Below are 22605 nucleotides of genomic sequence, written 5' to 3' on the forward strand. Positions count from 1 at the left end.
GTCACTCTATCGGCGTGTCACAGGACGCAAGTCCTCGCCGGGCACCCCGGCAGAAGCGCTGGTAGAACCGGGGAGTGACGCAGAACATCGGGGCTCCCGAGGGAGCCGGGCTCGCGCGGTTCCTCCACCTGCTGGTCGCCGTCCTCGCGCTCGGCGGCTTCGGCATCGAGCTCGTCGTGGCCCTCTCCGGGGGCGCCGGCCTGGCCCCCACGCACGCCGAGCGGATCGTCCGGCTGTTCAGCTACTTCACGATCCAGTCGAACCTGCTGATCGGCGGGGTGTCGCTCGCGCTCGCCCTGGACCCGCGCCGGGACGGGCCGCTGTTCCGCGTGCTGCGCCTCGACGCCCTGCTGTGCATCACGGTCACCGGGATCGTCTACAACACGGTGCTGCGGGGGCTCGTGGAGCTCACGGGCGCCGGCATGGTGTCGAACGTGATGCTGCACGTGCTGGCGCCGGTGTTCGCCGTCGTCGCCTGGCTGCTGGTGGGGCCGCGCCCGCGCGTGAGCGCGCGGACGGTGTGGTGGTCCGTCGTCTACCCGGTCGCGTGGCTGGTCTACACGTTCGTCCGCGGGGCGGTCACGGGCTGGTACCCGTACCCGTTCCTCGACGTGACCGAGCTCGGGTACGCCGGAGCGGTGACCAACTCGGCGATCGTCGCCGTCGTGTTCCTCGTCCTGGCCTGGGGCGTGCGCTGGGCGGACGGGCGGCTGCCGGACACCGACCGTTCGGCGCCCCGCGCGTGACGTAACCTCGGGGGCGTGACCACCGCTGCCGACACCCGGGTCGTCCTGTACACACGCGAGGCGTGCCACCTGTGCGAGGACGCACGTGCCGTCGTCGTGCAGGTGTGCGAGAGTTCGGGGGCCCGGTGGCGCGAGGTCGACATCGACAGCACGCCCGAGCTCCGGGACAAGTACGGGGAGTACGTGCCCGTGCTCGAGGTGGACGGGATACAGCAAGGTTTCTGGCGCGTGGACGGTGCGCGCCTTGCCCGCCTCCTGGCATGATCGTCCAGGCAGTGTGTGCGTACGCCCGCGACACAGTGGTCGCGGGGAGGGGAGCAGCACGTGGTCGAGCTCAGTGACGGGACAGTCCCCGCGGCAACCGTGGGGAGGCTGCCCTACTACCTGCGTGCCCTCCGGGACCTCGCGGCGGAGGGGGTGGACCTCACGTCCTCGACGGAGCTCGCCGAGCGGTCGGGCGTGAGCTCGGCGCAGCTGCGCAAGGACCTCTCGTACCTGGGTTCGTTCGGCACGCGCGGCGTCGGGTACGACGTCGAGTCGCTCGCCTCGTACATCACCGTCGCCCTCGGGCTCGAGACGGAGCACCGGCTGGCGATCGTCGGCATCGGCAACCTCGGCCACGCCCTGGCGAACTACTCCGGGTACGCGACCCGCGGCTTCCAGGTCGTGGCGCTGCTCGACGCCTCGCCCGACGTCGTGGGCACGGACGTGGCCGGCGTGACCGTGGAGCACGTGCGCGAGGTGGCCGACGTCATCGAGCGCGAGCGGGTCTCGATGGTCGTGCTGGCCCTGCCGGGCCACGGGGCCCAGGACGTGGCCGACGCCGTGGTGGGCTCCGGCGTCCGGGAGATCCTGAACTTCGCGCCGGTCGCGCTCCAGGTGCCGGACGACGTGGTGGTGCGCTCCGTCGACGTCGGCGGCGAGCTGCAGATCCTGGCGTTCCACGCGGCCACCCGCGCCGCCGCGGTCTGATCCTTCCCGGCAGAAACGACTGATCCCGGCTCAGCAGGCCCTGGGCGACCACATCCCGAAGGATGATGGTCGCCCGGAGCCTGCTGAACCAGGATCAGGAGCGCCGCCCACCCGGCGGCAGGGGGAGTGGCTCAGGCCTTGGCGATCGCGCTGACGTCCAGCGTGATCTTGACCTTGTCGCCCACCAGGAAGCCGCCGGTCTCCAGCGTGGCGTTCCACGTGAGGCCGAAGTCCTTGCGGTTGACCTCGAGGTTGGCCTCGAACCCGGCGCGGTCGTTGCCGAACGGGTCCTTGGCGGTGCCGGTGAACTCGGTCTCGAGCTCGACGCCCTTGGTGATCCCGTTGATGGTCAGGTCGCCCAGGATGATGTAGTCGTCGCCGTCGGCCTTGATGCTGGTCGAGGAGAAGGTCCAGGTCGGCTTCTCGTCGGCGTGCCAGAAGTCGGCGCTCTTCAGGTGGCCGTCACGACCGGCGTCGCCGGTGCTCACGGAGGCCGCGTCCAGCTCGGCGGTGACGCTCGACGACTCCAGGTCCTCGCCCACCGTGATGGTGCCCGAGGTGACCGCGATGCTGCCGCGCACCTTCGCGATGCCGGCGTGGCGGACGGAGAAGGAGGCAGCGGTGTGGGAGGGGTCGATGTCGTACGTGCCGGCGGTGAGACCAGCGGGGAGCGGGGTGGCCATCAGGGGGACTCCTTGTGGGTGCGGCGGTTGAGGTAGATAGTTGAGGGATCAACTAGATCTGATGCGTTCCAACATAACGGGTCCCGTAACGTATTCCTAGAGGGCGCTCGGAGCGTCGCAGATCACATCGGGGCCGTGGGACGACGACGGCACCGGGGCGCCGGGTCACCCTCCTGGCAGCTCGGCGAGCACGAAGGCGGTGGGCGAAGTGGCAGCGGAGACGATCGAGGAGTCCGACGTCTGGCTGACGGAGGACCAGCAGGGCTCGTGGCGGCACTATCTCGAGGGCACCGCCCGGTTCGTGGAAGCGCTCGGCGCGGTGCACGACCGGTCCCTCGACCTCTCTCTCGGTGAGTACAGCCTGCTGGTGCAGCTCTCGGAGGCACCGGAGCGCACCATGCGGATGTCGACGCTCGCGGACGGCCTGGTGCTGTCGCGCAGCCGGCTCACGCACACGGTCGCCCGCATGGAGGCACGCGGGCTGGTGGCGCGGCAGGCGGCCGAGGGCGACCGGCGCGGGGTCAACTGCACCATGACCGACGCCGGTTTCACGGCGCTCGAGGCCTCGGCGCCGGGGCACGTCGCCGCGGTGCGCCGGATCCTGGTGGACGCCCTGGACCCCGAGGAGTTCGCGGCGCTCGGCCGGATCATGGCCAAGGTCGCGGCGTCGTCCAAGGTGTCGGGCGGCACGGAGGAGGGCCTCACGGCCCTGTGCGACTGACCGCGCCCCGCGGCGCGTGTCAGACGCACAGGTCACCCGAGGGATCTGTGCGTCTGACACGTGGGTGGTGGGGATGGGGTGGCCCTACTCCGTCAGGACTCGGCTGAACATCGGCCGGTACGCGAACCCGGCGAGCAGGCCGCCCAGGATCGGGAACACGATGAAGACCCAGAGCTGGCCCCATGCCCAGCCACCCGCGTAGATCGCGGTCGCGAGGGACCGGGCGGGGTTCACCGAGGTGTTCGTGATCGGGATCGACACCAGGTGGATCAGGGTGAGCGACAGGCCGATCGCCAGCGGCGCGAAGCCCGGGGAGGCGATCCGCGCCGTCGCGCCGAGGATGACGAAGAGGAAGACGGCGGTCAGGACGGTCTCGGTGAGGATCGCGGAGCCGAGCCCGAACCCGTCCGGTGAGTGCTCGCCGAACCCGTTGGCCGCGAAGCCCGACTCGCGCGCGGCGTCGAAGTAGCCGTCGGGCCCGCCCAGCGCGATCAGCGCGAGCACGCTGGACCCGAGCACACCGCCGATGACCTGGGCCACGACGTAGCCGCCCACGTCGCTCCACGAGAACCGGCCGGACGCCGCCAGGCCCAGCGTCACGGCCGGGTTGAAGTGCCCGCCGGAGATGGGGCCGAGCGCGAACGCGCCGACCACCACGGTGAGGCCGAAGGCCAGGGCGACGCCGAGGAAGCCCACACCCACGGTGTTGGTCTCGGCGTCGGGGAAGTTGGCGGCGAACACCGCGGTGCCGCAGCCACCCAGCACCAGCACGAAGGTGCCGAGCGCCTCGGCACCCAGGCGCGCATACATGGCAGGCGATGCTGTCTCACTCATGTGGAGCCCCCTTGCTTGCATCCGACGGTTTCATGGCGAAACCTTTCCGCCGAATGTAGGTCCGCGAAACCGGATCGGCGCGAGATGACGTAATGCACACTCGCCGGAGGTCACGGGCACCCAGGGTCGGATGGGAGACTGTGGGTCATGGTTTCCACGACGGTTCACCTGCTGCGTCACGGCGAGGTGTACAACCCCGACGGCCTGCTGTACGGGCGCCTGCCCGGATACCGGCTGTCCGACCGTGGCCAGGCGATGGCCAAGATCGTCGCCGACCACCTGACCAGCACCGGCCGGGACGTGACCCACGTGGTGGCGTCCCCGCTGCAGCGGGCGCAGGAGACTGCCGCCCCCGTCGCGCAGGGCTTCGGCCTGGAGCTCGCGACCGACGACCGCATCATCGAGGCCGACAACCGGTTCGAGGGCCTGGCCGTGTCCGGGCCCGGCGGCGGTGCGCTGAAGAACCCGCGCAACTGGCCGCACATGTGGAACCCGTTCCGCCCGTCGTGGGGCGAGCCCTACACGGAGCAGGTCGAGCGCATGCGCCTCGCCGTGCAGGACGCGCGCCGCGCCGCGGAGGGCCACGAGATCGTGCTGGTCAGCCACCAGCTCCCGATCTGGCTCACCCGCCGGGCCCTGGAGGGCGGCACGCTCTGGCACGACCCGCGCAACCGGCAGTGCAACCTCGCGTCTCTGACGTCCCTGCGGTTCGAGGACGACCGGTTCGTGGGCCTGCACTACTCCGAGCCCGCGGCCGACCTGTACGACGGCGCGAGCAAGGTCGCCGGCGCGTGATGCGGGGCAAGACCGTCAAGGCGGTCCAATGGGTAGTGGTCGTCGGCATCGTGCTCGGCCTGGTCGTCTCGCTCGCCGCGTGCAGCCCCGAGGACTCGGGCGCCGGCGACGTCGTCGGGCAGGGGTACGTCTCCGGTGACGGCTCAGTCCAGACGTACGACCTCGGCGAGCGCAAGGGTCCCGTCGCCATCACGGGCACCGACTTCGAGGGCAACGACGTCGACAGCACGGACTGGGCGGGCGACGTGGTGGTCGTGAACACCTGGTACGCCTCGTGCGCGCCGTGCCGCGCGGAGGCCCCCGACCTCGTGAGCCTCGCGGAGTCCAAGGACGGCGTGCGGTTCCTCGGCATCAACACCGAGGACGACGCCGGCGCCGCCCAGGCGTTCGAGCGCACCTTCGAGGTGCCGTACCCCAGCATCGAGGACCGGACCGGCAAGGTTATCGCGAACCTGCAAGGCGTCGTGCCGTTGCAGGCCGTGCCCACCACCGTGCTGCTGGACCAGGAGGGCAACGTGGCCGCGCGCGTCATCGGCCAGGCCGAGCACTCCACGCTCGAGTCCCTGATCGACGAGGTACTGGCGGAGGCCGCCTGATGCTCGCCGGCTCGATCGCGACCGCCGTCGGCGGCGGCTTCGCGAGCACCGCGTTCAGCGGGTCGCTGCTGCTGGCGGTGCCCGTGGCGCTGCTCGCGGGCCTCGTCTCGTTCGCCTCGCCGTGCGTGCTGCCGCTCGTGCCCGGGTACGTCGGGTACGTGAGCAGCATGGCCGCCGCGTCGGCCGGGACCACCCCCGGGATCGTGAGCACCCGCACCAAGCCCGCCCGCGGCCGCGTGGTCGGCGGCGTCGCGCTGTTCGTGCTCGGCTTCACCGTCGTGTTCGTGTCGTTCGGCGCCGCGTTCGGCGGGCTGGGCGCCTACCTCGTGCGCTGGGAGGACGTGATCATCCGCGTGCTCGGCGCCGTGGTGATCCTGCTCGGCCTCGGGTTCCTCGGGGCCGTCCCGTTCCTGCAGCGCGAGGCCCGGTTCCACCTGACGCCGCGCGCCGGCCTGTGGGGCGCGCCGTTGCTCGGCGTCGTCTTCGGGCTGGGCTGGACGCCCTGCATCGGCCCGACCCTCGGCGCCGTGCAGGCACTCGCGATCGACGAGGCGTCCGCGGGCCGCGGCGCGCTGCTCGGCGTCGCCTACTGCATCGGCCTGGGCGTGCCGTTCCTGCTCGTGGCCCTCGGGCTGCAGAGCTCGGAGCGCATGCTGGACTTCCTGCGCAAGCACCGCCTGGCGGCGCTGCGCATCGGCGGCGGGATGCTGGTCCTGGTCGGGCTGCTGCTGGTCACCGGACTGTGGACGCAGCTCACCGGGGCCATGCAGCTCTGGATCGGTGGATTCGAGACGGTGATCTGATGGCCGGCCGTACCCGCAGCAGCGACAGCAGGGAAGGGACGTACGTCCCCGAGGGCATCGCGGACGAGTTCACGCAGGGCGAGCCCGCGGAGGCGCCGTCGTCGGACGAGAAGCCGCAGCGGCCCAACGCGCCCGCGCTGGGCCTGGTCGGCACGCTGCGCTGGATGTGGCGCCAGCTCACCTCCATGCGCGTGGCGCTCATGCTGCTCATGCTGCTCGCCGTGGCGGCCGTTCCCGGGTCGGTGCTGCCGCAGCGCAACCAGGACGCCGCCGGCGTCATCGAGTACCTCGCCGACCACCCGACCGCGGGGGAGTGGCTCGACAAGGCCGGCTTCTTCGACGTCTACTCGTCGGTCTGGTTCTCCGCGATCTACATCCTGCTGTTCGTCTCGCTCGTGGGCTGCATCCTGCCGCGCTCGGCGGCGCACTACCGCGCCCTGCGCGGCCGCCCGCCGCGCGTCCCGTCCCGGTTCAACCGGTTCCCGGCCAAGGCCACCGCGACCACCGACGCCACGCCCGAGGAGGCGGCGGACGCCGTCGCCGCCCGCCTGCGCGGCAAGCTCTCCTGGCTGCCCCTGTTCCGCGTGGACCGGGGTGAGGAGGCCGCCCGCGGCGTCCGCCCCGCCGCTGCGACCGTGAGCGCCGAGCGCGGCTACCTGCGCGAGACCGGCAACCTCGTCTTCCACCTGGCCCTGGTGGGCCTGCTCGTGTCGGTCGCGACCGGCCAGATGCTGCACTACCGCGGCCAGGCCATCGTCACCGAGGGCCGCGGCTTCGCCAACGCGGTGGTGGACTACGACACCTTCGAGAAGGGCTCGTGGTTCCGCCCCGAGTCGCTGGTGCCGTTCTCCATGACGCTCGACGAGTTCGAGTCCGAGTTCGCGAGCGACACCGTCGCCTTCGCCCAGGCCCGCGACTTCACGGCGCACGTGACCGTCGCCGAGCCGTCGGGCGCGGAGCGGAGCGAGCAGATCAAGGTGAACCACCCGATCGTCGTCGACGGCGCCAAGATCTACCTCCAGGGCAACGGCTTCGCGCCCGAGATCACCGTGCACGACGCCGACGGCGCGGTCGCCTTCTCCGGGCGCGTCACCTTCATCCCCGAGGACACGATGTACACGTCCCGCGGCGTCGTGAAGGTGCCGGACGTGTCATCCGGGCTCGATCAGATCGGGCTCGTGGGCTACTTCCTGCCCACGGCGGAGGTGAACGAGGACGGGTCCGCCCGCTCGGCGTTCCCGCAGCCCGTGGACCCGCTGCTCGTGCTCGAGGTGTACACGGGCGACCTCGGCCTCGACGACGGCTCGCCCCAGAACGTGTACGAGCTGGACACGGCGAACCTCACGGCCGCCGTCGACGACCAGGGGCAGCGCATCAAGGTGCTCGCCCGCCCCGGTGAGACCGTCGAGCTCCCGGACGGGCTCGGCACCCTGACCCTGGGCGAGGAGCTGCCGCGCTACGTCGCGCTCGACCTGCGGCACGACCCCTCGCTCGCGTTCGTCCTGGTCTTCGCGCTGCTCGCGCTCGCGGGGCTCACCGTCTCGCTCTTCACACCGCGCCGCCGCGTCTGGGCCCGGGCGTACACCGGGCCGGACGGCGCTACGGTGGTCGAGGTCGCGGGACTCGCCCGGGGCGACGACGCCGGCCTCCAGGCCGAGGTCGACCGGGCACTGGCGGCCGTCACCGGGACCGAGCCCGAACCCGGGGCCGCCCGTCGAGAACCTCAGCAACCGCGCATCGCGACCGGATCGGAAAAGGACTGAACATGGAGCTGGCAAACCTCAGCGTGCTGCTGGTCTGGGGGGCGGCGACCGCGCTCGCCATCGGATTCATCGCGTTCGCGGTGGACCTGTCGCGCCTCTCCGGCGCCAAGGTCGACGCGCGGGACGCGGCCCGCAGCCGGCAGAAGGTAGCCGTCGGCGCGGGCGTGGAGGACGCGCCCGTCGACGCCCCGGTGGACGACGCCGGACCGGCCGCGCCGGTGAGCCGCAAGCTCGCCGGGATCGGGATGTCCGTGACCTGGCTGGCGGCGGCACTGCTGCTGATCGCGATCGTGCTGCGCGGTATCGCGGCCGGGCGCACGCCGTGGGCCAACATGTACGAGTTCGCGCTGGTCGGCACCTTCGTGGCCGTCGCCGTGTTCGTCGGGGTGAACACCCGGCGCGACGTGCGGTTCCTCGGCGCGTTCGTGGCCGGGCTGGGCGTGCTGTTCCTGGTGCTGGCCCAGGAGAAGTTCTTCGTCGCGGCGATGGGCGTGCAGCCCGCGCTGCAGAAGTACTGGCTCGTGCTCCACGTGGGCGTAGCCATCGTCGCGACCGGCATCTTCACCGTCGCGTTCGTGACGTCGGTGCTGCAGCTCCTGCGCGACGCCCGCGACAACGGCTCGGCGATGCTCGGCAGCCGGCACTGGGGCTGGCTGGACCACACCGCGACGCCGGGGGCGCTCGAGTCGCTCTCGTTCCGCCTGAACTCGGTCGCGTTCGTGCTGTGGACCTTCACGCTCATCGGCGGCGCCATCTGGGCCGAGGACGCCTGGGGCCGCTACTGGGGCTGGGACCCCAAGGAGGTCTGGAGCTTCATCGTGTGGGTGGTCTACGCGGCCTACCTGCACGCGCGCACCACGCGCGGCTGGTCCGGGAGCCGGGCCGCCTGGTTCGTCGTGGCGGGCTACGCGTGCGTGCTGTTCAACTTCACCGGCGTGAACCTGATCTTCAACGGGAAGCACTCGTACTCGGGTCTGTGACGGTCCGCTGACGCGGAGCCGTCGAGCCGGACGCGCTGACGCAAGAAGGTCCGCCCCCGAGAAGAGATTCTCGGGGGGCGGACCTTTTTCCGTCTTCGGCCTGAGGCCGTCAGCTGGACTCGCTGTCGTCGTCCTTGGCCTCCTGGCGGCCGCGGGCCTCGCGCTCACGCTTGCGCTTCTCCTGCTCCAGCAGCCACAGGAACTCCGGGTCGTCGTCCGGGGCCACGGGGCCGGAGGGGCGGCGCGGGCCGGGACGCGGGGGCGGCGTCGGGCGGCTGCCGCCCGAACCCGGGCCCGTGGCGGGGCCGGCGCCGGACCGCCGGCTGACCCGGACCACGATCCACGAGATCGCGCCGAGCAGCGGCAGGAGGACGATGAGGAGCACCCAGAGCCAACGGGGCAGACCCGCACGTTCGTCCTCGTCCGCGCCCCAGACATCGGTCAGGGCGTAGGCCATGAGTCCGACGATCACCAAGATCAGGAGTACGCGAGGCATACCCCCAGCCTACGGTGGGTTGGCGCGGGCAGGGCAGCCCCGGACGTGACGTTCGCCCCGTTGTCGCCCGCGGGGCCGCCGTCGTGCCGTCGTGACCCCCGCCCGGCCTACCATGGGTGGGTGCCCCTCGTGATCTACTCCCTGCTCCGCGTCGCGCTCGTAGCCGCGGCACTCGGCGTGCTGTACCTGGTCGGCCTGCGAGGCTGGCTGCTCCCTGTGGTCGCCGTCGTGGTCGCCCTGGCCGTGTCGTACCTGACCCTGGGCAAGCCGCGGGACGCCGCCACGCGGTGGATGGCCGACCGGGCCGAGCGCCGCGCCGCGCAGCGCGCCGCCACGCCGAAGGTCGACGCCGACGCCGCCCACGAGGACGCAGAGGTCGACGAGAAGCTCCGCGCCGACTGACCTTTCCCCACGTGTCAGACGCTCAGGGGGCTCAGAGGGACAGGCCGAACCAGAGCAGCAGGCCGTAGCCCAGCTCGTACAGGCCCGTGCCGGCCAGCACCGGGATGAGCAGCTTGCCGCGCGCCCCGGCGAGGATCGGGATCGACAGCAGCGCCGCCGGGCCGAGCAGCAGCAGGACCACCAGGGACCACGGCGCCCAGAACGCGCACACCGCGCCGAGCAGCACCGGCAGCCAGATCATCGCGATGTACACGCGGCGCGCGCGGTAGTCGCCCAGCCGCACGGCGAGCGTGCGCTTGCCGGCGAGCACGTCGGTGGGGATGTCGCGCAGGTTGTTCACCATGAGCAGCGCGCAGGCGATGAGGCCCACGCCCACGGCGCCGAGCACCGCGGGCCAGGTGATGCGGTCGGCCTGGGTGTAGGTGGTGCCGAGCACCGCGACGAGGCCGAAGAACACGAACACCGCGATCTCGCCCAGGCCCCGGTACCCGTACGGCGTCCTGCCGCCCGTGTAGTACCAGGCGGCGACGACGCTCACCGCGCCGACGGCGATCAGCCACCAGTGCCCGGAGACCGCGCACAGCACCAGGCCCAGGACCGCGGCGACGCCGAACGCGACGAAGGCCGCGGTCTTGACCGCGCGGGGCGCCGCGGCCCCCGACGCGGTCAGCCGCATGGGGCCCACGCGGTCGAGGTCGGTGCCGCGCACGCCGTCCGAGTAGTCGTTGGCGAAGTTGACGCCCACCTGCAGCGCGAGGGCGACGCCGAGCGCCAGCAGCGCGGGCAGCGCCGCCGAGGAGTCGACCTGCGCGGCCGCGCCCGTGCCGACCATGACCGGTGCCGCCGCCGCCGGCAGCGTGCGGGGCCGGGCCCCGGAGATCCACTCGGCGGCAGTGGCCATCAGTGCGTCCTTCGTTCGTGGGGTGTGCCTGGGTTCTCGAGACACCAGGACCGGGCCTGCGCACGGTCCTGGCGGAGGAACGAAGTCATGGTCGCACGGGTTCCCGCCCCGCCCGCACGACGGCGTCGCGCACCGCCCGGCGGTCCACCTTGCCCGGACCCCGGGTCGGCAGGGCCGCGGCGAGGTAGACCCGCCGGGGCGCGGCGGGCGCCCCGAGCGTCTGTCCGACGGCGGAGCGCAGCCCGGCGAGGAGCTCGGCGCCCCCGGCGGTGAGGGGCGGGCCTGGGGCGGTGGGTGCGGGGCCGGCGGCGGTGGGCGCCGGGCCGGCGTCCGGGGTGCCCGGCAGGGCGAGGACGGCGACCACGGCCTGGCCCCACTCCTCGTCGGGCACGCCGACGACGCACGCCTCACCCGGCGTGCCCAGCCCGGCGAGGTGCTCGGCGATCGCGGCCTCGACGGCGGCCGGGGCGACGTTGACGCCGCCGGTGAGGATCACGTCGTCCGCCCGGCCGAGGATCGTGAGGCGACCCCCGTCGAGGCGGCCCAGGTCGGAGGTGCGGAACCAGCGGGTGCCGTCGGGGTCGGTGCGGAACGCGGCGGCAGTCGCGGCGGCGTCGCCCACGTAGCCCTCCGCGAGCACGGGGCCGGACAGCTCGACGACGCCGGTGCGTGGGGCGCCATCGTCGGAGTCGGAGTCGGAGTCGGACTCGGAGTCAGGGTCGGGCCCGGGGGAGGCGTCCGCGCTCGTGCCGGGGGCCGCCAGGCGGACCCGCACCCCGGCCAGCGGGACGCCGTCGTACACGCAGCCGCCGCTCGTCTCGGACATGCCGTAGGTGGTCACGGCGCGCACGCCCGCGGCCCGCGCGCGGGCCAGGAGCGCGGCGGGCGTCGCCGCGCCGCCGACCAGCACGGCGTCGAACCGCGCGAGCTCGGCCAGGCCGGCGCCGTCGTCCGTACCGTCGTCGTCCCCGCCGGCCGTGCCGTCCCCGCCCGCCGCCGCGACGAGCCGGTGCAGCTGGGTGGGCACGATCGAGACGTAGGCGCGCTCGCCCTCGTGGCCGTTGAGGAAGCCGCGGGCCAGGGCCGCGAACGCCGCCGGGGTGAACGGGGTCAGGTCGCCGACGCGCACCTCCGTGCCCGCCACGACCGTGCGGTTGACCACCTGGACGCCGGCCACGTGCGTGGGCGGCAGCACCAGCAGCCAACGGCCGGGCCCGCCGAGCCGCTCGTGGGTGGCCTCGGCCGAGGCCCGGAGGGCGGCGGCGCTCAGCGCGACCTCGCGGGGGTTTCCCGTGGAACCGGAGGTCCGGAGCACGAGCGCGGTCCCGGGCGGGGCGGCGGCGTCGGACAGGCGGGGCTGCGGGGCGTAGGCAGGGCCGCCGTCGAGGGCGTCCCGGACGGCGCGCACCACGGCGCTCGTCGGGTCGGTCGGGGTCACCTCCTGAGCGTAAGCGCGTCCGACGGGCCGGGCGTCGGGCGGATCTGTAACGTGAGCGCCACACGGACCCCTCGGGGCTCGGCATCGATCGCTCGCGGAGGAGAACCGATGACGCGTTGGACGACGGCGGTTCGTGCCACAGGTGCGGCCATGGCGACGGCACTCGTGCTGACCGGCTGCAGCGCCGGCACCCGGGCGGAGGCCCTGCCCGCCCCCGCTCCCACCACGACGGTCGCGGCCGAGGTCCAGGCGACGCGGAGCGCCCCGCCCGACCCCGACGTGCCGCTGGTGTGGCCGCTGACGGGAGTGCGCACCGAGAAGATCGGGAAGCGTCCGGCGGTGTCGGTCAAGATCGAGAACGCGACTGCAGCCCGGCCGCAGCGCGGGCTGAACGAGGCCGACATCGTGTGGGAGGAGGTCGTCGAGGGCGGGATCACCCGGTTCGTCGCGACCTACCACTCGAAGCTCCCGGAGGCCGTGGAGCCGGTGCGCTCCGTGCGGCCGATGGACCCCGCGATCGTCGCGCCGCTCGACGGCATCCTGGTGTTCTCCGGCGGGCAGGGCCCGTTCATCAAGGCCACCCAGCGGGTGGGCACCCAGACGATCATCATGGACGACGGCGACCCCGGGTTCCGGCGTGACCCCGCCCGCGAGGCGCCGCACAACGTGATCGGCACCATGTCCACGTTCCTGGAGCAGGCCGACGACGAGCGGACCACCCCGCCGCCGGCCCAGTTCGAGTACGCGGTCAAGCCCGGCCGGGGCTCGGCGCCGCAGGCCGGCCGGTACGTGCGGTCGGTCGACGTGCGGCTGTCGTCGCTCCAGCGCACCGTCTGGATCTGGGACCGGGAGAGCAAGCGCTACCTGCGCAGCGAGGGCACCACCAAGTCGGTCTCCGCCGACGGCCGCCGGCACGGCGCGCGCAACGTGCTGGTGCTGTCCACCGAGGTGGTCAACACCAAGTTCGTGGACCCGGCCGGGGCGCCGGTGCCCGAGACCAAGCTCGCCAAGAGGGACGGGAAGGGCGTGCTGCTCTCCATGGGGCACGCCATCGCGGTGCGCTGGTCCAAGAAGAGCCTGAACGCCCCGATCGTGCTGAAGGTGCCCGGTGGCAAGACCGCCGAGCTCGACCCCGGCAACACCTGGGTCGAGCTCGTGCCGCGGGGCAAGGGGAGCTGGGAGCTGAGCTGACCGGCCGACGTCGCCGGCGCGGGTATTCTTCCCGCACGGCGACGGCGTACGGCCGTCGTGGCTGATGAGAGAGCTTTCATCCGGGTCTCATCACGAGTTCATGGCGAGCTTGTCGAATAGCGACGTCGCACCCTCGCGTCCCTCGACAAGAAAGCGTGGCCGTCATGAGCATCCTCGACACGTCATCGGAGCTGCGCGGGCTCGACCCGCATCCCGTCGCCACCCCGCTGCGGGTCGGCGGTGCCGTACCCGCGCTGACGCCGGACCCGGCCACGCGCCGGCTGCTGCGGGCCAAGAAGGCCTACTCCACCCGGTTCGTCGCCGCGGCGATCGAGCGGGACCCCGCCGCGTTCGGACTGGTCACGGACCTGTCCGGCGCGCCGCGCCCCGGTGACGTGGTGCTGGCGCGGGTCGTGGCGATCGGCCAGCACAAGCGGCTGGAGTCGCCCGACTCCCGCCGGCAGATCCTGTTCGAGGGCGACGAGATCGTCGTGGCGTACGGGTCACGGTACGCCGCCGACCAGTTCCTCGCGGTGCTCCCGGAGGACCTCGGGCCGTGCCACCTCGCCGCCGCGGGTGGGCTCGCCTCGCGGGTCGTGGACCGGCACGCCGCGATCAAGGACGCCACGGTGATCGAGCCCGTCGGCCTGCTGACGGCCGGGGGCGCGGTGGTGAACCTCGCGACCTACGCGCCGCACCGGGTCCGCGCGGCGGGCAGCACGGCCGGGAACGCCACGCGCGTGCCGGTGATCGCCGTCATCGGCACCTCGATGAACTCCGGCAAGTCCACCACGCTGGCCTGCCTGGCCCACGGCCTGGCCGCCGCCGGTCTGACGGTGCACGCGGGCAAGGCGACGGGCACGGGCGCGGGCAACGACGCCCACCACTTCGTCGACGCCGGCGCGGACCACGTGGTCGACTTCACCGACTTCGGTTTCCCGAGCACGTTCGGGCTCCCCTTCGAGGACGTCCGCGACGTCTTCGCGACGATGGCCGACGTGCTCGCCGCCCCGGCCCGGCCGGGGGCGCCCGCGCCCGACGTGGTGCTGATCGAGATCGCCGACGGCGTCTACCAGGGCGAGACCGGCCGCCTGCTGGTCGACGACGCCTTCCGGTCCGTGGTGGACCGCGTCGTGTTCGCCGCCGGGGACGCGCTCGGCGCGAGCGGCGGCGTCGCGGCGCTGCGGGCCCTGGGCTGCGAGCCGTCGGTCGTCTCGGGCGTGCTCACGGCCTCGCCGATCGCCACCGCGGAGGCCCGCCGGGCCCTCGACGTGAGCGTCGTGCCGACGTACGACCTGTGCCTGCCCGCCGTCGCGTGGGCCGCCGCGGGGCTCACCGGCGCGGCGCCCGTCGGGTCGATCCTGCCGGTCGACCCGCAGCTCGGCTCCCTCGGCGAGGTGTCGCTCGGGGCGGTCGGGGACGCCCAGGTCGGCGAGGGCCATGCGGTCGCCTGAGCCGGGTCGGTCGGCCGGGGCTGGGCGGTCGGCCGGGGCTGGGCGGCCGGCCGAGGGACGATCGGCCGAGCCCGGCGTCCTGCCGCGGATCTACGTCGGCGCCCGGCGGCGCTGGGTGGTCGGCCTCGCCGCGCTCGGCGTCGGCCAGGGCGCGCTCGGGGCCGTGGGCGCCTGGGCGCTGACCCAGCTGCGCCCGGGCAGCACCTGGCCGATCGTCGTCGCGATCCTGAGCATCGTGGCGACCGCGGTGGCGATCGGCGGGCTGCGCATCGAGGAGCGGATCGTCGCGGAGCGGCTCGGCCAGGACTACGTGCGCGAGCTGCGGCGCGAGCTGGTGGAGTCCGAGCTCACGCCGGGCAGCAGCACCCACCTGGGCATCACCGTGGCTCGGACCACGAACGACCTCGCGAGCGTGCGCAACTGGGTGTCGCAGGGCGTGGGCCCGCTGGCGGCCGGGATCCCGCTGATCGCCGGGTCCGCGATCGGGCTCACGGTGCTCGACCCGTACCTCGGGATCGGGTTCCTGCTCCCGCTCGGCCTGCTCGCCGCCGTCATGGTGCCGTGGGCGCGCACCGCGTACCTCAAGTCGCGGCGGCTGCGGCGTGCCCGCGGGCGCATGGCCACGCGGATCGCCGACACGGTCGGGGCGTCGGAGGGCATCATCGCGGCGCGCGGTGCCGGCCGGGAGCTCGACCACATCGACTCCGCGTCCGCCGACGTCGTGGACCGCGCCGTCGACCGGTCGGTGACCGTCGGGGCGCTCCGGGCCGGGGGCACCGTCGCCGCGCTGCTGGCGACGCTCGCCGTGGCCGCCGTCGGCGTGGTGCGCGGGCTCGACCCCGCGGTCACGGTCGCGGCGATGGCCATGGCGGGCCTCGCCTCGACGCCGATCGTCGACCTCGGGCGCATCGTGGAGTACCGGCAGACCTTCCTGGCGGCTCGCGCGGTGCTCGTGCCTGCGCTGGCCGACGCCGCCCGCCGGCGGGCCGAGCACGAGCGCGCGAGCAGCGCGGCGGCGTCGGCCGACCTGCCCGACGGCGCGGACGAGCCCGGCCGGGTGCACGTGGTGGTGCCCGGGCTGGTTCCCGGCGACGCGCCGCTGAGCGCCGCCGCGGGTGACAGGATCCGCCTGACCGGCGACGACCCGGACACCCCGCTGCGCCTGATGCGGCGGGTCGTGGGCCTCGACCTGGCGCCGTCCGGCACGACCGACGAGGTGTGGGTGGCCGGGCAGAACCTGGGAGCGGTCGCGCCCGCGGACGGGCGCGAGCTCGTGGGCCTGGCGACCCGCGGCACCGTGTTCGAACGTGGAACGCTGCGGCGCGCGCTGCGCTACCGCCGTCCCGACCTGGACGACGCGACGGCCGACGAGGTGTTCGCCGCGGTGGGCCTCGACGTCGACCGGTTCGCGGACGGGCCCCGCACCGTGCTGCGCGCGGGCGGGGACCCGCTGACCGTCGACGAGCGCGCGCGGCTCGCGCTGGCCCGCGCGATCTACGGCGAGCCGCCCCTGCTCCTGGTCGCCGACCTCGACCGCGACCTGGACGAGGAGGGCCGCGACCGGCTCGCCGGCATCCTCGCGGCGTACCCGGGGGTGGTGCTGTTCGCCGGGCCCGACGAGCTGGCCGAGGCGCTGGGCGCGCGGGAGGTCCGGCTGGCGGCGGAGCCGGTGCCGGTCACGCCGGACGGCCGGGTGGCGGACGACGACGAGTAGCCGACCGGGCTGCCGGTCGCCCCACCCGCTGGTCGAGCTTGTCGAGACCCCTCACCAGGTCTCGACAAGCTCGACCGACGGGGGCTCGACCGACGGGGGCTCGACCGACGGGGGCTCGACCGACCGGGCCCCGACCAACGGGGCGTGCCGCGTCAGTAGTAGTAGGGGAACGCCGACCAGTCCGGGTCGCGGCGCTCCAGGAACGCCTCCTTGCCCTCGACCGCCTCGTCCGTCATGTACGCCAGCCGCGTCGCCTCGCCGGCGAACACCTGCTGGCCCGCGATCCCGTCGTCGGCGGCGTTGAACGCGAACTTGAGCATCCGGATGGCCTGCGGTGACTTGCCCGCGATGATCCGGGCGTACTCCAGCGCCAGACCCTCCAGGTCCTCGTGCTCGGCGACCTCGTTGACGGAGCCCCAGCGCTCGGCGTCGTCGGCGGAGTACTCGCGGGCGAGGAAGAAGACCTCCCGCGCCCGCTTCTGCCCGAGCTGGCGGGCGAAGTACGCGGAGCCGTACCCGGCGTCGAACGAGCCGACGTCGGCGTCGGTCTGCTTGAACTTGCCGTGCTCGCGGCAGGCGACCGTGAGGTCGGCGACCACGTGCAGGGAGTGCCCGCCGCCCGCGGCCCAGCCGTCCACGACCGCGACCACGACCTTGGGCATGGTCCGCATGAGGCGCTGCACCTCCAGGATGTGCAGGCGCCCGGCCTTGGCGGGGTCGATGTGATCCGAGGTCTCGCCCGCTGTGTCCGTCGTGTAGCGGTAGCCGTCGCGCCCGCGGATGCGCTGGTCGCCGCCGCTGCAGAACGCCCAGCCGCCATCCTTGGGGGAGGGGCCGTTGCCGGTCAGCAGCACCGTGCCGACGTCGGACGTCATGCGGGCGTGGTCCATGACCCGGTACAGCTCGTCCACCGTGTGCGGGCGGAACGCGTTGCGCACCTCCGGGCGGTCGAACGCGACGCGCACCACGGGCAGGTCGCGCGGCTCGGGGCCGCTGCGGTCGACGCCGCGGTGGTAGGTGAGGTCGGTCAGGTCCTCGAACCCGGCGACCGTGCGCCAGCGCTGCGGGTCGAACGTCTCGGAGACCTGACGGGGGAGTTCGGTGCTCGTGCTCACGCGGTCCAGCCTAGTTCGGCGGAACGACGCCGGGCGCTCCTGAGGTTCTGTGCAAGCCACGATGTTGCGACGTTTCAACCGCACTCCCGCGGGCAGGAGCTCGTGGTCTGAACAGAACCTCAGGAGCGAACGGTGAAGCCCCGCACCCCCGACCCGTGGGGGCGGCCGGGTCGATAGCCTGGACCCGTGCTGCTGATCGGTGAACCTCTTGTCTGGTCCACGCCCCTGCGGACCCGCTTTCGCGGGATCGACGTGCGCGACGGCGTCCTGCTCCGCGGCCCCGCCGGCTGGGGTGAGCTGTCCCCGTTCTGGGACTACGACGACGAGGAGTCGGCCACCTGGCTGCGCGCCGCGCACGAGGCCGCCTTCACCGGCTGGCCGGACGCCGTCCGCGACAGCGTCCCCGTGAACGTGACCGTCCCCGCCGTCGGGCCGGAGCGGGCGCGCGAGATCGTCCTGGCGTCCGGCGGCTGCCGCACCGCCAAGGTCAAGGTCGCCCAGCGCGGCCCCGACGGCACCCTCGAACCCGTGGCCGCCGAGGCGGAGCGCGTCGCCGCCGTCCGCGACGCCCTCGGGCCCGACGGTGCCATCCGCGTCGACGCCAACGCCGCCTGGACCCCCGACGAGGCCCTGGCCCACCTCGCCGAGATCGACCGCGCCGCCGGCGGGCTGGAGTACGTCGAGCAGCCCTGCGCCGGCGTCGACGAGCTGGCCCTGGTGCGTCGCAAGCAGGACGTGCCCGTCGCCGCCGACGAGTCCATCCGCCGTGCCTCCGATCCGATGCGGGTGGTGCGCCAGGAGGCCGCCGACATCGTGGTCCTCAAGGTCCAGCCGCTCGGCGGCGTGCGCGCCTGCCTCGACCTCGCCGAGCAGGTCGGCCTGCCCGTCGTCGTCTCCTCCGCGCTGGAGAGCTCCGTGGGGTTGGCCGCCGGCGTGGCGCTGGCCGCCGCGCTGCCCGAGCTCCCGTACGCGTGCGGCCTCGCGACGTCGCAGCTCCTGACCCACGACGTCGTCGCCCAGCCGCTGCTGCCGGTCGACGGCGCGCTCCCCGTGCGCCGCCCCGACCCGTCGCCCGAGGCGCTCGCGGCCGCGGCCGCCGACGAGGCGACCACGCGGCGCTGGCTCGACCGGTACCACCGCCTGACCCGGATCCTGGAGGACGCATGACCATCCCGCCCGCCGTGGCCACCGCCCGCGCCCTGATCGCCGACCTGGTCAGCCGGGGTGTGCGCGACGCCGTGCTCGCGCCCGGCTCGCGCAGCGCCCCGCTCGCGTACGCGCTCGCCGAGGCCGCCGACGCCGGGCACCTCACCCTGCACGTCCGGATCGACGAGCGGGACGCGGGGTTCCTCGCGCTCGGCCTGTCCAAGGGCGCGGAGGGTGCGCCGGTCGCCGTCGTCACCACCTCGGGGACGGCCGTCGCGAACCTGCACCCCGCGGTGCTGGAGGCCAACCACGCGGGCCTGCCGCTGATCCTGCTCACCGCCGACCGACCGCACGAGCTGCGCGGCACCGGCGCGTCGCAGACCACCGACCAGGTCGGCATCTTCGGCTCCGCGGTGCGGTACGCCGTGGACGTCCCCGCGCCCGTCGCCCCGGCCGGCGAGGACGACGCCGCGACGGCGCTGCGTGACCTGCGGAGCTTCGCCGGCCGCGCGGTCGCCGCCGCCCTCGGGTTCCGGTCCGGGCACCCCGGCCCGGTGCACCTCAACCTCGCGTTCCGGGACCCGCTGGCGCCGTCGGCCCCGCTGCCCGGCCTGCCCGCGGGGGGCGCCGAGGAGGGGCACCCGAAGCCGGACCCGCCGCTGGTCGTGCCCGCCGTGCACCAGCACCTCGGCTCGCCCGCGCTGCCCGGCGACCCGGAGCGCACGGTCGTGGTCGCGGGCGACGACGCCGGACCCGAGGCCCGGCAGCTCGCCGAGGCGCAGGGCTGGCCGCTGTTCGCCGAGCCGTCCTCGGGCGCGACGGGCGGGCCCAACGCGATCGCCGGCTACCGGATGCTGCTCGGCGCCGACGAGCTCGCCGACGGTGTCGAGCACGTGGTGGTGCTCGGCCGGCCCACGCTCTCGCGCCCGGTGCAGCGGCTGCTGGGCCGCCCGTCGGTCGCGGTCACCGTGGTCGCGCCGGGCGCCGGCCCGTGGCCCGACGCCGCCCGCAACGCCGCCGTCGTGCTCCCGGGCCTCGCGCCCGTCTGGTTCGAGCCGGCCGAGCGGCGGACCACGCCGTTCCTGGAGCGCTGGCAGGCCGCCGGGGCCTCGGCCGCCCTCGTGCTCGACGAGGTGACCTGCGACGACGCCGTGCTCGGCGGCCCGACGGCGCTGTCGGTGGCGCGCGCCGTGGCCCGCGTGCTCGGCCCCGCCGACCTGCTCGTCGTCGGCTCGTCCAACCCCGTGCGCGACCTCGAGCTCGTGCTCGGCCTCGACGGCCCCGGCCCCGCCGTCCTCGCCAACCGCGGCCTGGCCGGCATCGACGGCACCGTCTCGACCGCGGTGGGGGTGGCCCTGGCCGCCGCGCGGCGCGGCCTGCGCACGCGCGCCCTGCTGGGCGACCTCACGTTCCTGCACGACGTCGGCGGCCTGCTCCGCGGACCCGACGAACCCCCGGTCGACCTGGAGATCGTCGTGGTGAACGACGACGGCGGGTCGATCTTCGCGACCCTGGAGCACGGCGCGCTGGCGTCGACGGGCGACGCCGCGAGCGCCACCTTCGAGCGGGTGTTCGGCACGCCGCACGGCGCGAACCTCGCGCAGCTGTGCGCGGGGTACGGGGTGGACCACCAGCTCGTCAAGGACGTGCCGACGCTGCGGCACGCGCTGCAGGCACCCAGCCACGGCGTCCAGGTGATCGAGGTGCGCGTCCCGCGCGCCGACCGACTCGCGGAGACCCGCGCCCTGGCCGAGCGGGTCCGCGCCGGCCTCGGCTGAGTGCGTGACTTCGGTCGGTTGCACTGAGACCGGTCGCACGTTGGACCGGTCTCAGTGCAACCGACCGAAGTCGGATGACCTGCACTCAGCGCGGTCTCGGGATGTGCAGGGAACTCACAGATTCGTTTAAGCGTGGGACAAGGAACGGGGTGTCAACTAGTTCTGACTTCAAGGAGGGTCACGATGACCGACCAGAACAGCACCACGCCGCAGCCGGAGCAGCAGCCGTCCGGTACGCAGCCCACCGAGCAGCTGCCGGTCGCCGGTTCGGCTCCCGTCCCGAACGCGGGCGCCGAGCAGTCCGCGACCCTCGCGCAGTCGACTGCTCCCGTACCGACGCCGCCCCACGGCGCGACGCCGCAGGACGCGCAGCCCGACGCCGCGCAGCCGCAGGGCGCGCAGCCCACCCCGGCCCCGGCTCCCGTACCGAGCCCGGCCCCGGCCCCCGCGCCGGGCGTCACGCCCGCCCAGGCCGCCCGCGCCCAGCACACCCCGCAGGACCCCGCCGCGCAGCACCAGCCCGCGCAGCCCCAGGCCCCGCAGCACCACGCGCCGCAGCACGAGGCCGCCCAGCACCAGACGGTGCAGCTCCCGGCCGCGCAGCACCAGGCGCAGCCCCAGCACCCGGCGCAGCCCCAGCACCCGGCCCAGCCCCAGCCCCACGCCCAGCAGCACCACACCACCCCGCTGCAGACCGTGACCCCTGGCGCGGGCCCGGGCCCGTCCCCGGCCTACGTCAACCCGTACTCGGCCCCCGCGACGGTCGCGGCCGAGCCCAAGCCCCGGAACCGCACCTGGGTCCCCGTGGTCGCCGCCGCCGCGGCCGCCGCGGTGCTGGCCAGCGCGGGCACGGCGGGCCTGATCACGCTCACCGGCGGTGCGGACAACGGCGCCTCCCTCGCGGACGTCGGCCAGTCGAACAGCCAGACCGTCCCCGTGAAGAGCTCCACGGTGGAGAACCCGGACTGGACGGCGGTCACCTCTGCCGTCGAGCAGTCCGTGGTGTCCATCCAGGTGCAGACTCAGGCGGGCGGCGCGGAGGGTTCCGGCGTCGTGCTGGACACCCAGGGCCGCATCCTGACCAACAACCACGTGGTCTCCGGGGCACAGACCGTGCAGGTCACGCTCAGCGACGGCAGCGTGTACGAGGCCAAGATCGTCGGCACCGACCCGACCACCGACCTCGCCGTCGTCCAGCTCACCGACCCGCCGTCGGACCTCAAGCCGGCCAAGTTCGCCGACTCGGACAACGTCGTGGTGGGCGAGCCCGTGATGGCGCTCGGCAACCCGCTGGGCCTGGCGAACACCGCCACGACCGGCATCGTGTCCGCCCTGGACCGCCCGGTCACGGCCAGCGCCGAGGACGGGTCCGACCAGGTGGTCACCAACGCGATCCAGATCGACGCCGCGGTCAACCCGGGCAACTCGGGTGGTCCGCTGTTCAACGCGTCGGGCGAGGTCATCGGCATCACGTCCTCGATCGCCACGCTGTCGAGCGGTGGCGGCGGGACGTCCAGCAGCTCCGGCTCGATCGGCCTGGGCTTCGCGATCCCGGGCAACCTGGCGTCGCAGATCGGTGACCAGCTCAAGGAGAACGGCACCGCCCAGCATGCCTTCCTCGGTGTCTCGATGTCCGACGCGACCGCGACGGCGGACGGGGTCACCCGGCGCGGCGCGGGCGTCGAGGACGTCGTCGCCGACTCGCCGGCCGGCAAGGCCGGTATCAAGCAGGGCGACGTGATCGTCGCGATCGATGGGTCGGCGGTCAACAGCCCGGAGTCGCTCACGGCGTTCGTCCGCGAGAAGGAGGCTGGTGCCAAGTCGGTGCTGACCGTGGTCCGCGACGGCAAGACGCAGGAGATCACCGTCACGCTCGCGGTCAAGGACGAGGCGGCCAGCTCCTCGCAGGACCAGCAGCAGGGCCAGCAGGGCCAGCTGCCCGGCCAGGGCCAGCAGGACGGCTCGGGCTCGGGTTCGGACCAGACCAACCCGAACAACATCCCGGACTGGCTGCAGCAGTTCTTCGACAACCAGGGCTGACCCTCGCCATCCCCTCGGGGAGCACCCTGGCCGGAGA

The 22605-nt window shown here is 73.9% G+C and carries 22 protein-coding genes; 16 read left to right on the plus strand and 6 right to left on the minus strand.

Annotated features, from left to right (window positions below):
- Window positions 1–74 precede the first annotated feature (74 nt).
- The 3 genes from H291_RS0115940 to H291_RS0115950 are packed head-to-tail and all read left to right on the plus strand — an operon-like array spanning window position 75 to window position 1718.
- The gene (locus tag H291_RS0115940) at window positions 75–746 is read left to right on the plus strand and encodes a Pr6Pr family membrane protein (protein WP_020016007.1); all 672 of its coding nucleotides are present in this window, start codon (window positions 75–77) and stop codon (window positions 744–746) included.
- Between the two features lie 15 nt (window positions 747–761).
- Window positions 762–1010, plus strand: a complete 249-nt coding sequence (locus H291_RS0115945) for a glutaredoxin family protein (protein ID WP_020016008.1) — start codon at window positions 762–764, stop codon at window positions 1008–1010.
- A 60-nt stretch (window positions 1011–1070) separates the two neighbouring features.
- The gene (locus H291_RS0115950; RefSeq protein ID WP_026365816.1) at window positions 1071–1718 is read left to right on the plus strand and encodes a redox-sensing transcriptional repressor Rex; all 648 of its coding nucleotides are present in this window, start codon (window positions 1071–1073) and stop codon (window positions 1716–1718) included.
- Window positions 1719–1849: 131 nt separating this feature from the next.
- Here H291_RS0115950 and H291_RS0115955 read toward each other — a convergent pair whose 3' ends face one another.
- Window positions 1850–2401: a YceI family protein gene (locus H291_RS0115955; RefSeq protein ID WP_020016010.1), complete on the minus strand. Its 552-nt coding sequence runs from the start codon at window positions 2399–2401 to the stop codon at window positions 1850–1852.
- A gap of 199 nt (window positions 2402–2600) precedes the next feature.
- On the opposite strand from H291_RS0115955, the gene H291_RS0115960 reads away from it, so the two are divergent.
- Window positions 2601–3122: a MarR family winged helix-turn-helix transcriptional regulator gene (locus H291_RS0115960; RefSeq protein WP_026365817.1), complete on the plus strand. Its 522-nt coding sequence runs from the start codon at window positions 2601–2603 to the stop codon at window positions 3120–3122.
- Between the two features lie 84 nt (window positions 3123–3206).
- Here H291_RS0115960 and aqpZ read toward each other — a convergent pair whose 3' ends face one another.
- The gene (aqpZ, locus tag H291_RS0115965; protein WP_198012512.1) at window positions 3207–3956 is read right to left on the minus strand and encodes an aquaporin Z; all 750 of its coding nucleotides are present in this window, start codon (window positions 3954–3956) and stop codon (window positions 3207–3209) included.
- A gap of 147 nt (window positions 3957–4103) precedes the next feature.
- On the opposite strand from aqpZ, the gene H291_RS0115970 reads away from it, so the two are divergent.
- Genes H291_RS0115970 through ccsB form a run of 5 tightly spaced genes read left to right on the plus strand, consistent with a single transcriptional unit; the run spans window position 4104 to window position 8893 of the window.
- Window positions 4104–4751 carry a histidine phosphatase family protein gene (locus H291_RS0115970; RefSeq protein ID WP_026365818.1) on the plus strand — a complete coding sequence of 216 codons (648 nt, stop codon included), beginning with the start codon at window positions 4104–4106 and terminating at the stop codon, window positions 4749–4751.
- Window positions 4751–5347 (plus strand): TlpA family protein disulfide reductase, encoded by a 597-nt coding sequence (locus tag H291_RS0115975; RefSeq protein ID WP_020016014.1) that lies wholly within the window; start codon window positions 4751–4753, stop codon window positions 5345–5347. Before H291_RS0115970 ends, H291_RS0115975 begins: the two co-directional genes overlap by 1 nt.
- Window positions 5347–6150, plus strand: coding sequence for a cytochrome c biogenesis CcdA family protein (locus H291_RS0115980; protein WP_020016015.1), 804 nt, complete (start codon window positions 5347–5349; stop codon window positions 6148–6150). Before H291_RS0115975 ends, H291_RS0115980 begins: the two co-directional genes overlap by 1 nt.
- Window positions 6150–7913, plus strand: a complete 1764-nt coding sequence (resB, locus tag H291_RS0115985) for a cytochrome c biogenesis protein ResB (protein ID WP_020016016.1) — start codon at window positions 6150–6152, stop codon at window positions 7911–7913. Before H291_RS0115980 ends, resB begins: the two co-directional genes overlap by 1 nt.
- Window positions 7914–7915: 2 nt before the next feature.
- Window positions 7916–8893 carry a c-type cytochrome biogenesis protein CcsB gene (ccsB, locus tag H291_RS0115990; RefSeq protein WP_020016017.1) on the plus strand — a complete coding sequence of 326 codons (978 nt, stop codon included), beginning with the start codon at window positions 7916–7918 and terminating at the stop codon, window positions 8891–8893.
- A gap of 109 nt (window positions 8894–9002) precedes the next feature.
- Here the strand turns inward: ccsB and H291_RS0115995 are convergent, their stop codons facing one another.
- Entirely contained in the window at window positions 9003–9389 is a 387-nt protein-coding gene (locus H291_RS0115995; RefSeq protein ID WP_026365819.1) for a PLDc N-terminal domain-containing protein, read from the minus strand.
- 120 nt (window positions 9390–9509) lie between these two features.
- Between H291_RS0115995 and H291_RS0116000 the strand changes: the two genes are divergently transcribed.
- Window positions 9510–9791, plus strand: coding sequence for a DUF4229 domain-containing protein (locus H291_RS0116000; protein ID WP_020016019.1), 282 nt, complete (start codon window positions 9510–9512; stop codon window positions 9789–9791).
- Between the two features lie 31 nt (window positions 9792–9822).
- Here H291_RS0116000 and H291_RS0116005 read toward each other — a convergent pair whose 3' ends face one another.
- Both H291_RS0116005 and H291_RS0116010 read right to left on the minus strand, forming a co-directional pair.
- Window positions 9823–10692: a 1,4-dihydroxy-2-naphthoate polyprenyltransferase gene (locus H291_RS0116005; protein WP_020016020.1), complete on the minus strand. Its 870-nt coding sequence runs from the start codon at window positions 10690–10692 to the stop codon at window positions 9823–9825.
- A gap of 85 nt (window positions 10693–10777) precedes the next feature.
- Window positions 10778–12130 (minus strand): AMP-binding protein, encoded by a 1353-nt coding sequence (locus tag H291_RS0116010; RefSeq protein ID WP_020016021.1) that lies wholly within the window; start codon window positions 12128–12130, stop codon window positions 10778–10780.
- A 108-nt stretch (window positions 12131–12238) separates the two neighbouring features.
- Between H291_RS0116010 and H291_RS0116015 the strand changes: the two genes are divergently transcribed.
- The 3 genes from H291_RS0116015 (at window position 12239) to H291_RS0116025 (ending at window position 16489) form a co-directional block, all read left to right on the plus strand.
- On the plus strand, window positions 12239–13321 hold the full coding sequence (locus tag H291_RS0116015) for a DUF3048 domain-containing protein (protein WP_026365820.1): 1083 nt from the start codon (window positions 12239–12241) through the stop codon (window positions 13319–13321).
- Between the two features lie 164 nt (window positions 13322–13485).
- Window positions 13486–14775 (plus strand): DUF1611 domain-containing protein, encoded by a 1290-nt coding sequence (locus H291_RS30415; RefSeq protein WP_157237086.1) that lies wholly within the window; start codon window positions 13486–13488, stop codon window positions 14773–14775.
- The gene (locus H291_RS0116025; protein ID WP_020016024.1) at window positions 14762–16489 is read left to right on the plus strand and encodes an ABC transporter ATP-binding protein/permease; all 1728 of its coding nucleotides are present in this window, start codon (window positions 14762–14764) and stop codon (window positions 16487–16489) included. Before H291_RS30415 ends, H291_RS0116025 begins: the two co-directional genes overlap by 14 nt.
- 152 nt (window positions 16490–16641) lie before the next feature.
- Here H291_RS0116025 and H291_RS0116030 read toward each other — a convergent pair whose 3' ends face one another.
- Window positions 16642–17604, minus strand: a complete 963-nt coding sequence (locus H291_RS0116030; RefSeq protein ID WP_020016025.1) for a 1,4-dihydroxy-2-naphthoyl-CoA synthase — start codon at window positions 17602–17604, stop codon at window positions 16642–16644.
- Between the two features lie 186 nt (window positions 17605–17790).
- Between H291_RS0116030 and H291_RS0116035 the strand changes: the two genes are divergently transcribed.
- From H291_RS0116035 to H291_RS30420, 3 genes are all read left to right on the plus strand, one after another.
- Window positions 17791–18771, plus strand: coding sequence for an o-succinylbenzoate synthase (locus tag H291_RS0116035; protein WP_020016026.1), 981 nt, complete (start codon window positions 17791–17793; stop codon window positions 18769–18771).
- Entirely contained in the window at window positions 18768–20528 is a 1761-nt protein-coding gene (menD, locus tag H291_RS0116040) for a 2-succinyl-5-enolpyruvyl-6-hydroxy-3-cyclohexene-1-carboxylic-acid synthase (RefSeq protein ID WP_020016027.1), read from the plus strand. Before H291_RS0116035 ends, menD begins: the two co-directional genes overlap by 4 nt.
- A gap of 183 nt (window positions 20529–20711) precedes the next feature.
- Window positions 20712–22568 (plus strand): S1C family serine protease, encoded by a 1857-nt coding sequence (locus H291_RS30420; RefSeq protein WP_020016028.1) that lies wholly within the window; start codon window positions 20712–20714, stop codon window positions 22566–22568.
- The last annotated feature ends 37 nt before the right edge of the window (window positions 22569–22605 follow it).

The organism is Promicromonospora sukumoe 327MFSha3.1 (assembly GCF_000385135.1).
Taxonomy (GTDB): Bacteria; Actinomycetota; Actinomycetes; order Actinomycetales; family Cellulomonadaceae; genus Promicromonospora; species Promicromonospora sukumoe_B.

Coding starts and splice junctions, on each gene's coding strand:
- ccsB (WP_020016017.1), top strand. CDS start 7,916: ATGGAGCTGGCAAACCTCAGCGTGCTGCTGGTCTGGGGGGCGGCGACC.
- H291_RS0116025 (WP_020016024.1), top strand. CDS start 14,762: ATGCGGTCGCCTGAGCCGGGTCGGTCGGCCGGGGCTGGGCGGTCGGCC.
- H291_RS0115955 (WP_020016010.1), bottom strand. CDS start 2,401: ATGGCCACCCCGCTCCCCGCTGGTCTCACCGCCGGCACGTACGACATC.
- H291_RS0115995 (WP_026365819.1), bottom strand. CDS start 9,389: ATGCCTCGCGTACTCCTGATCTTGGTGATCGTCGGACTCATGGCCTAC.
- H291_RS30420 (WP_020016028.1), top strand. CDS start 20,712: ATGACCGACCAGAACAGCACCACGCCGCAGCCGGAGCAGCAGCCGTCC.
- H291_RS0115980 (WP_020016015.1), top strand. CDS start 5,347: ATGCTCGCCGGCTCGATCGCGACCGCCGTCGGCGGCGGCTTCGCGAGC.
- menD (WP_020016027.1), top strand. CDS start 18,768: ATGACCATCCCGCCCGCCGTGGCCACCGCCCGCGCCCTGATCGCCGAC.
- H291_RS0115975 (WP_020016014.1), top strand. CDS start 4,751: ATGCGGGGCAAGACCGTCAAGGCGGTCCAATGGGTAGTGGTCGTCGGC.
- resB (WP_020016016.1), top strand. CDS start 6,150: ATGGCCGGCCGTACCCGCAGCAGCGACAGCAGGGAAGGGACGTACGTC.
- H291_RS30415 (WP_157237086.1), top strand. CDS start 13,486: ATGAGCATCCTCGACACGTCATCGGAGCTGCGCGGGCTCGACCCGCAT.
- H291_RS0115970 (WP_026365818.1), top strand. CDS start 4,104: ATGGTTTCCACGACGGTTCACCTGCTGCGTCACGGCGAGGTGTACAAC.
- H291_RS0116005 (WP_020016020.1), bottom strand. CDS start 10,692: ATGGCCACTGCCGCCGAGTGGATCTCCGGGGCCCGGCCCCGCACGCTG.
- aqpZ (WP_198012512.1), bottom strand. CDS start 3,956: ATGAGTGAGACAGCATCGCCTGCCATGTATGCGCGCCTGGGTGCCGAG.
- H291_RS0116015 (WP_026365820.1), top strand. CDS start 12,239: ATGACGCGTTGGACGACGGCGGTTCGTGCCACAGGTGCGGCCATGGCG.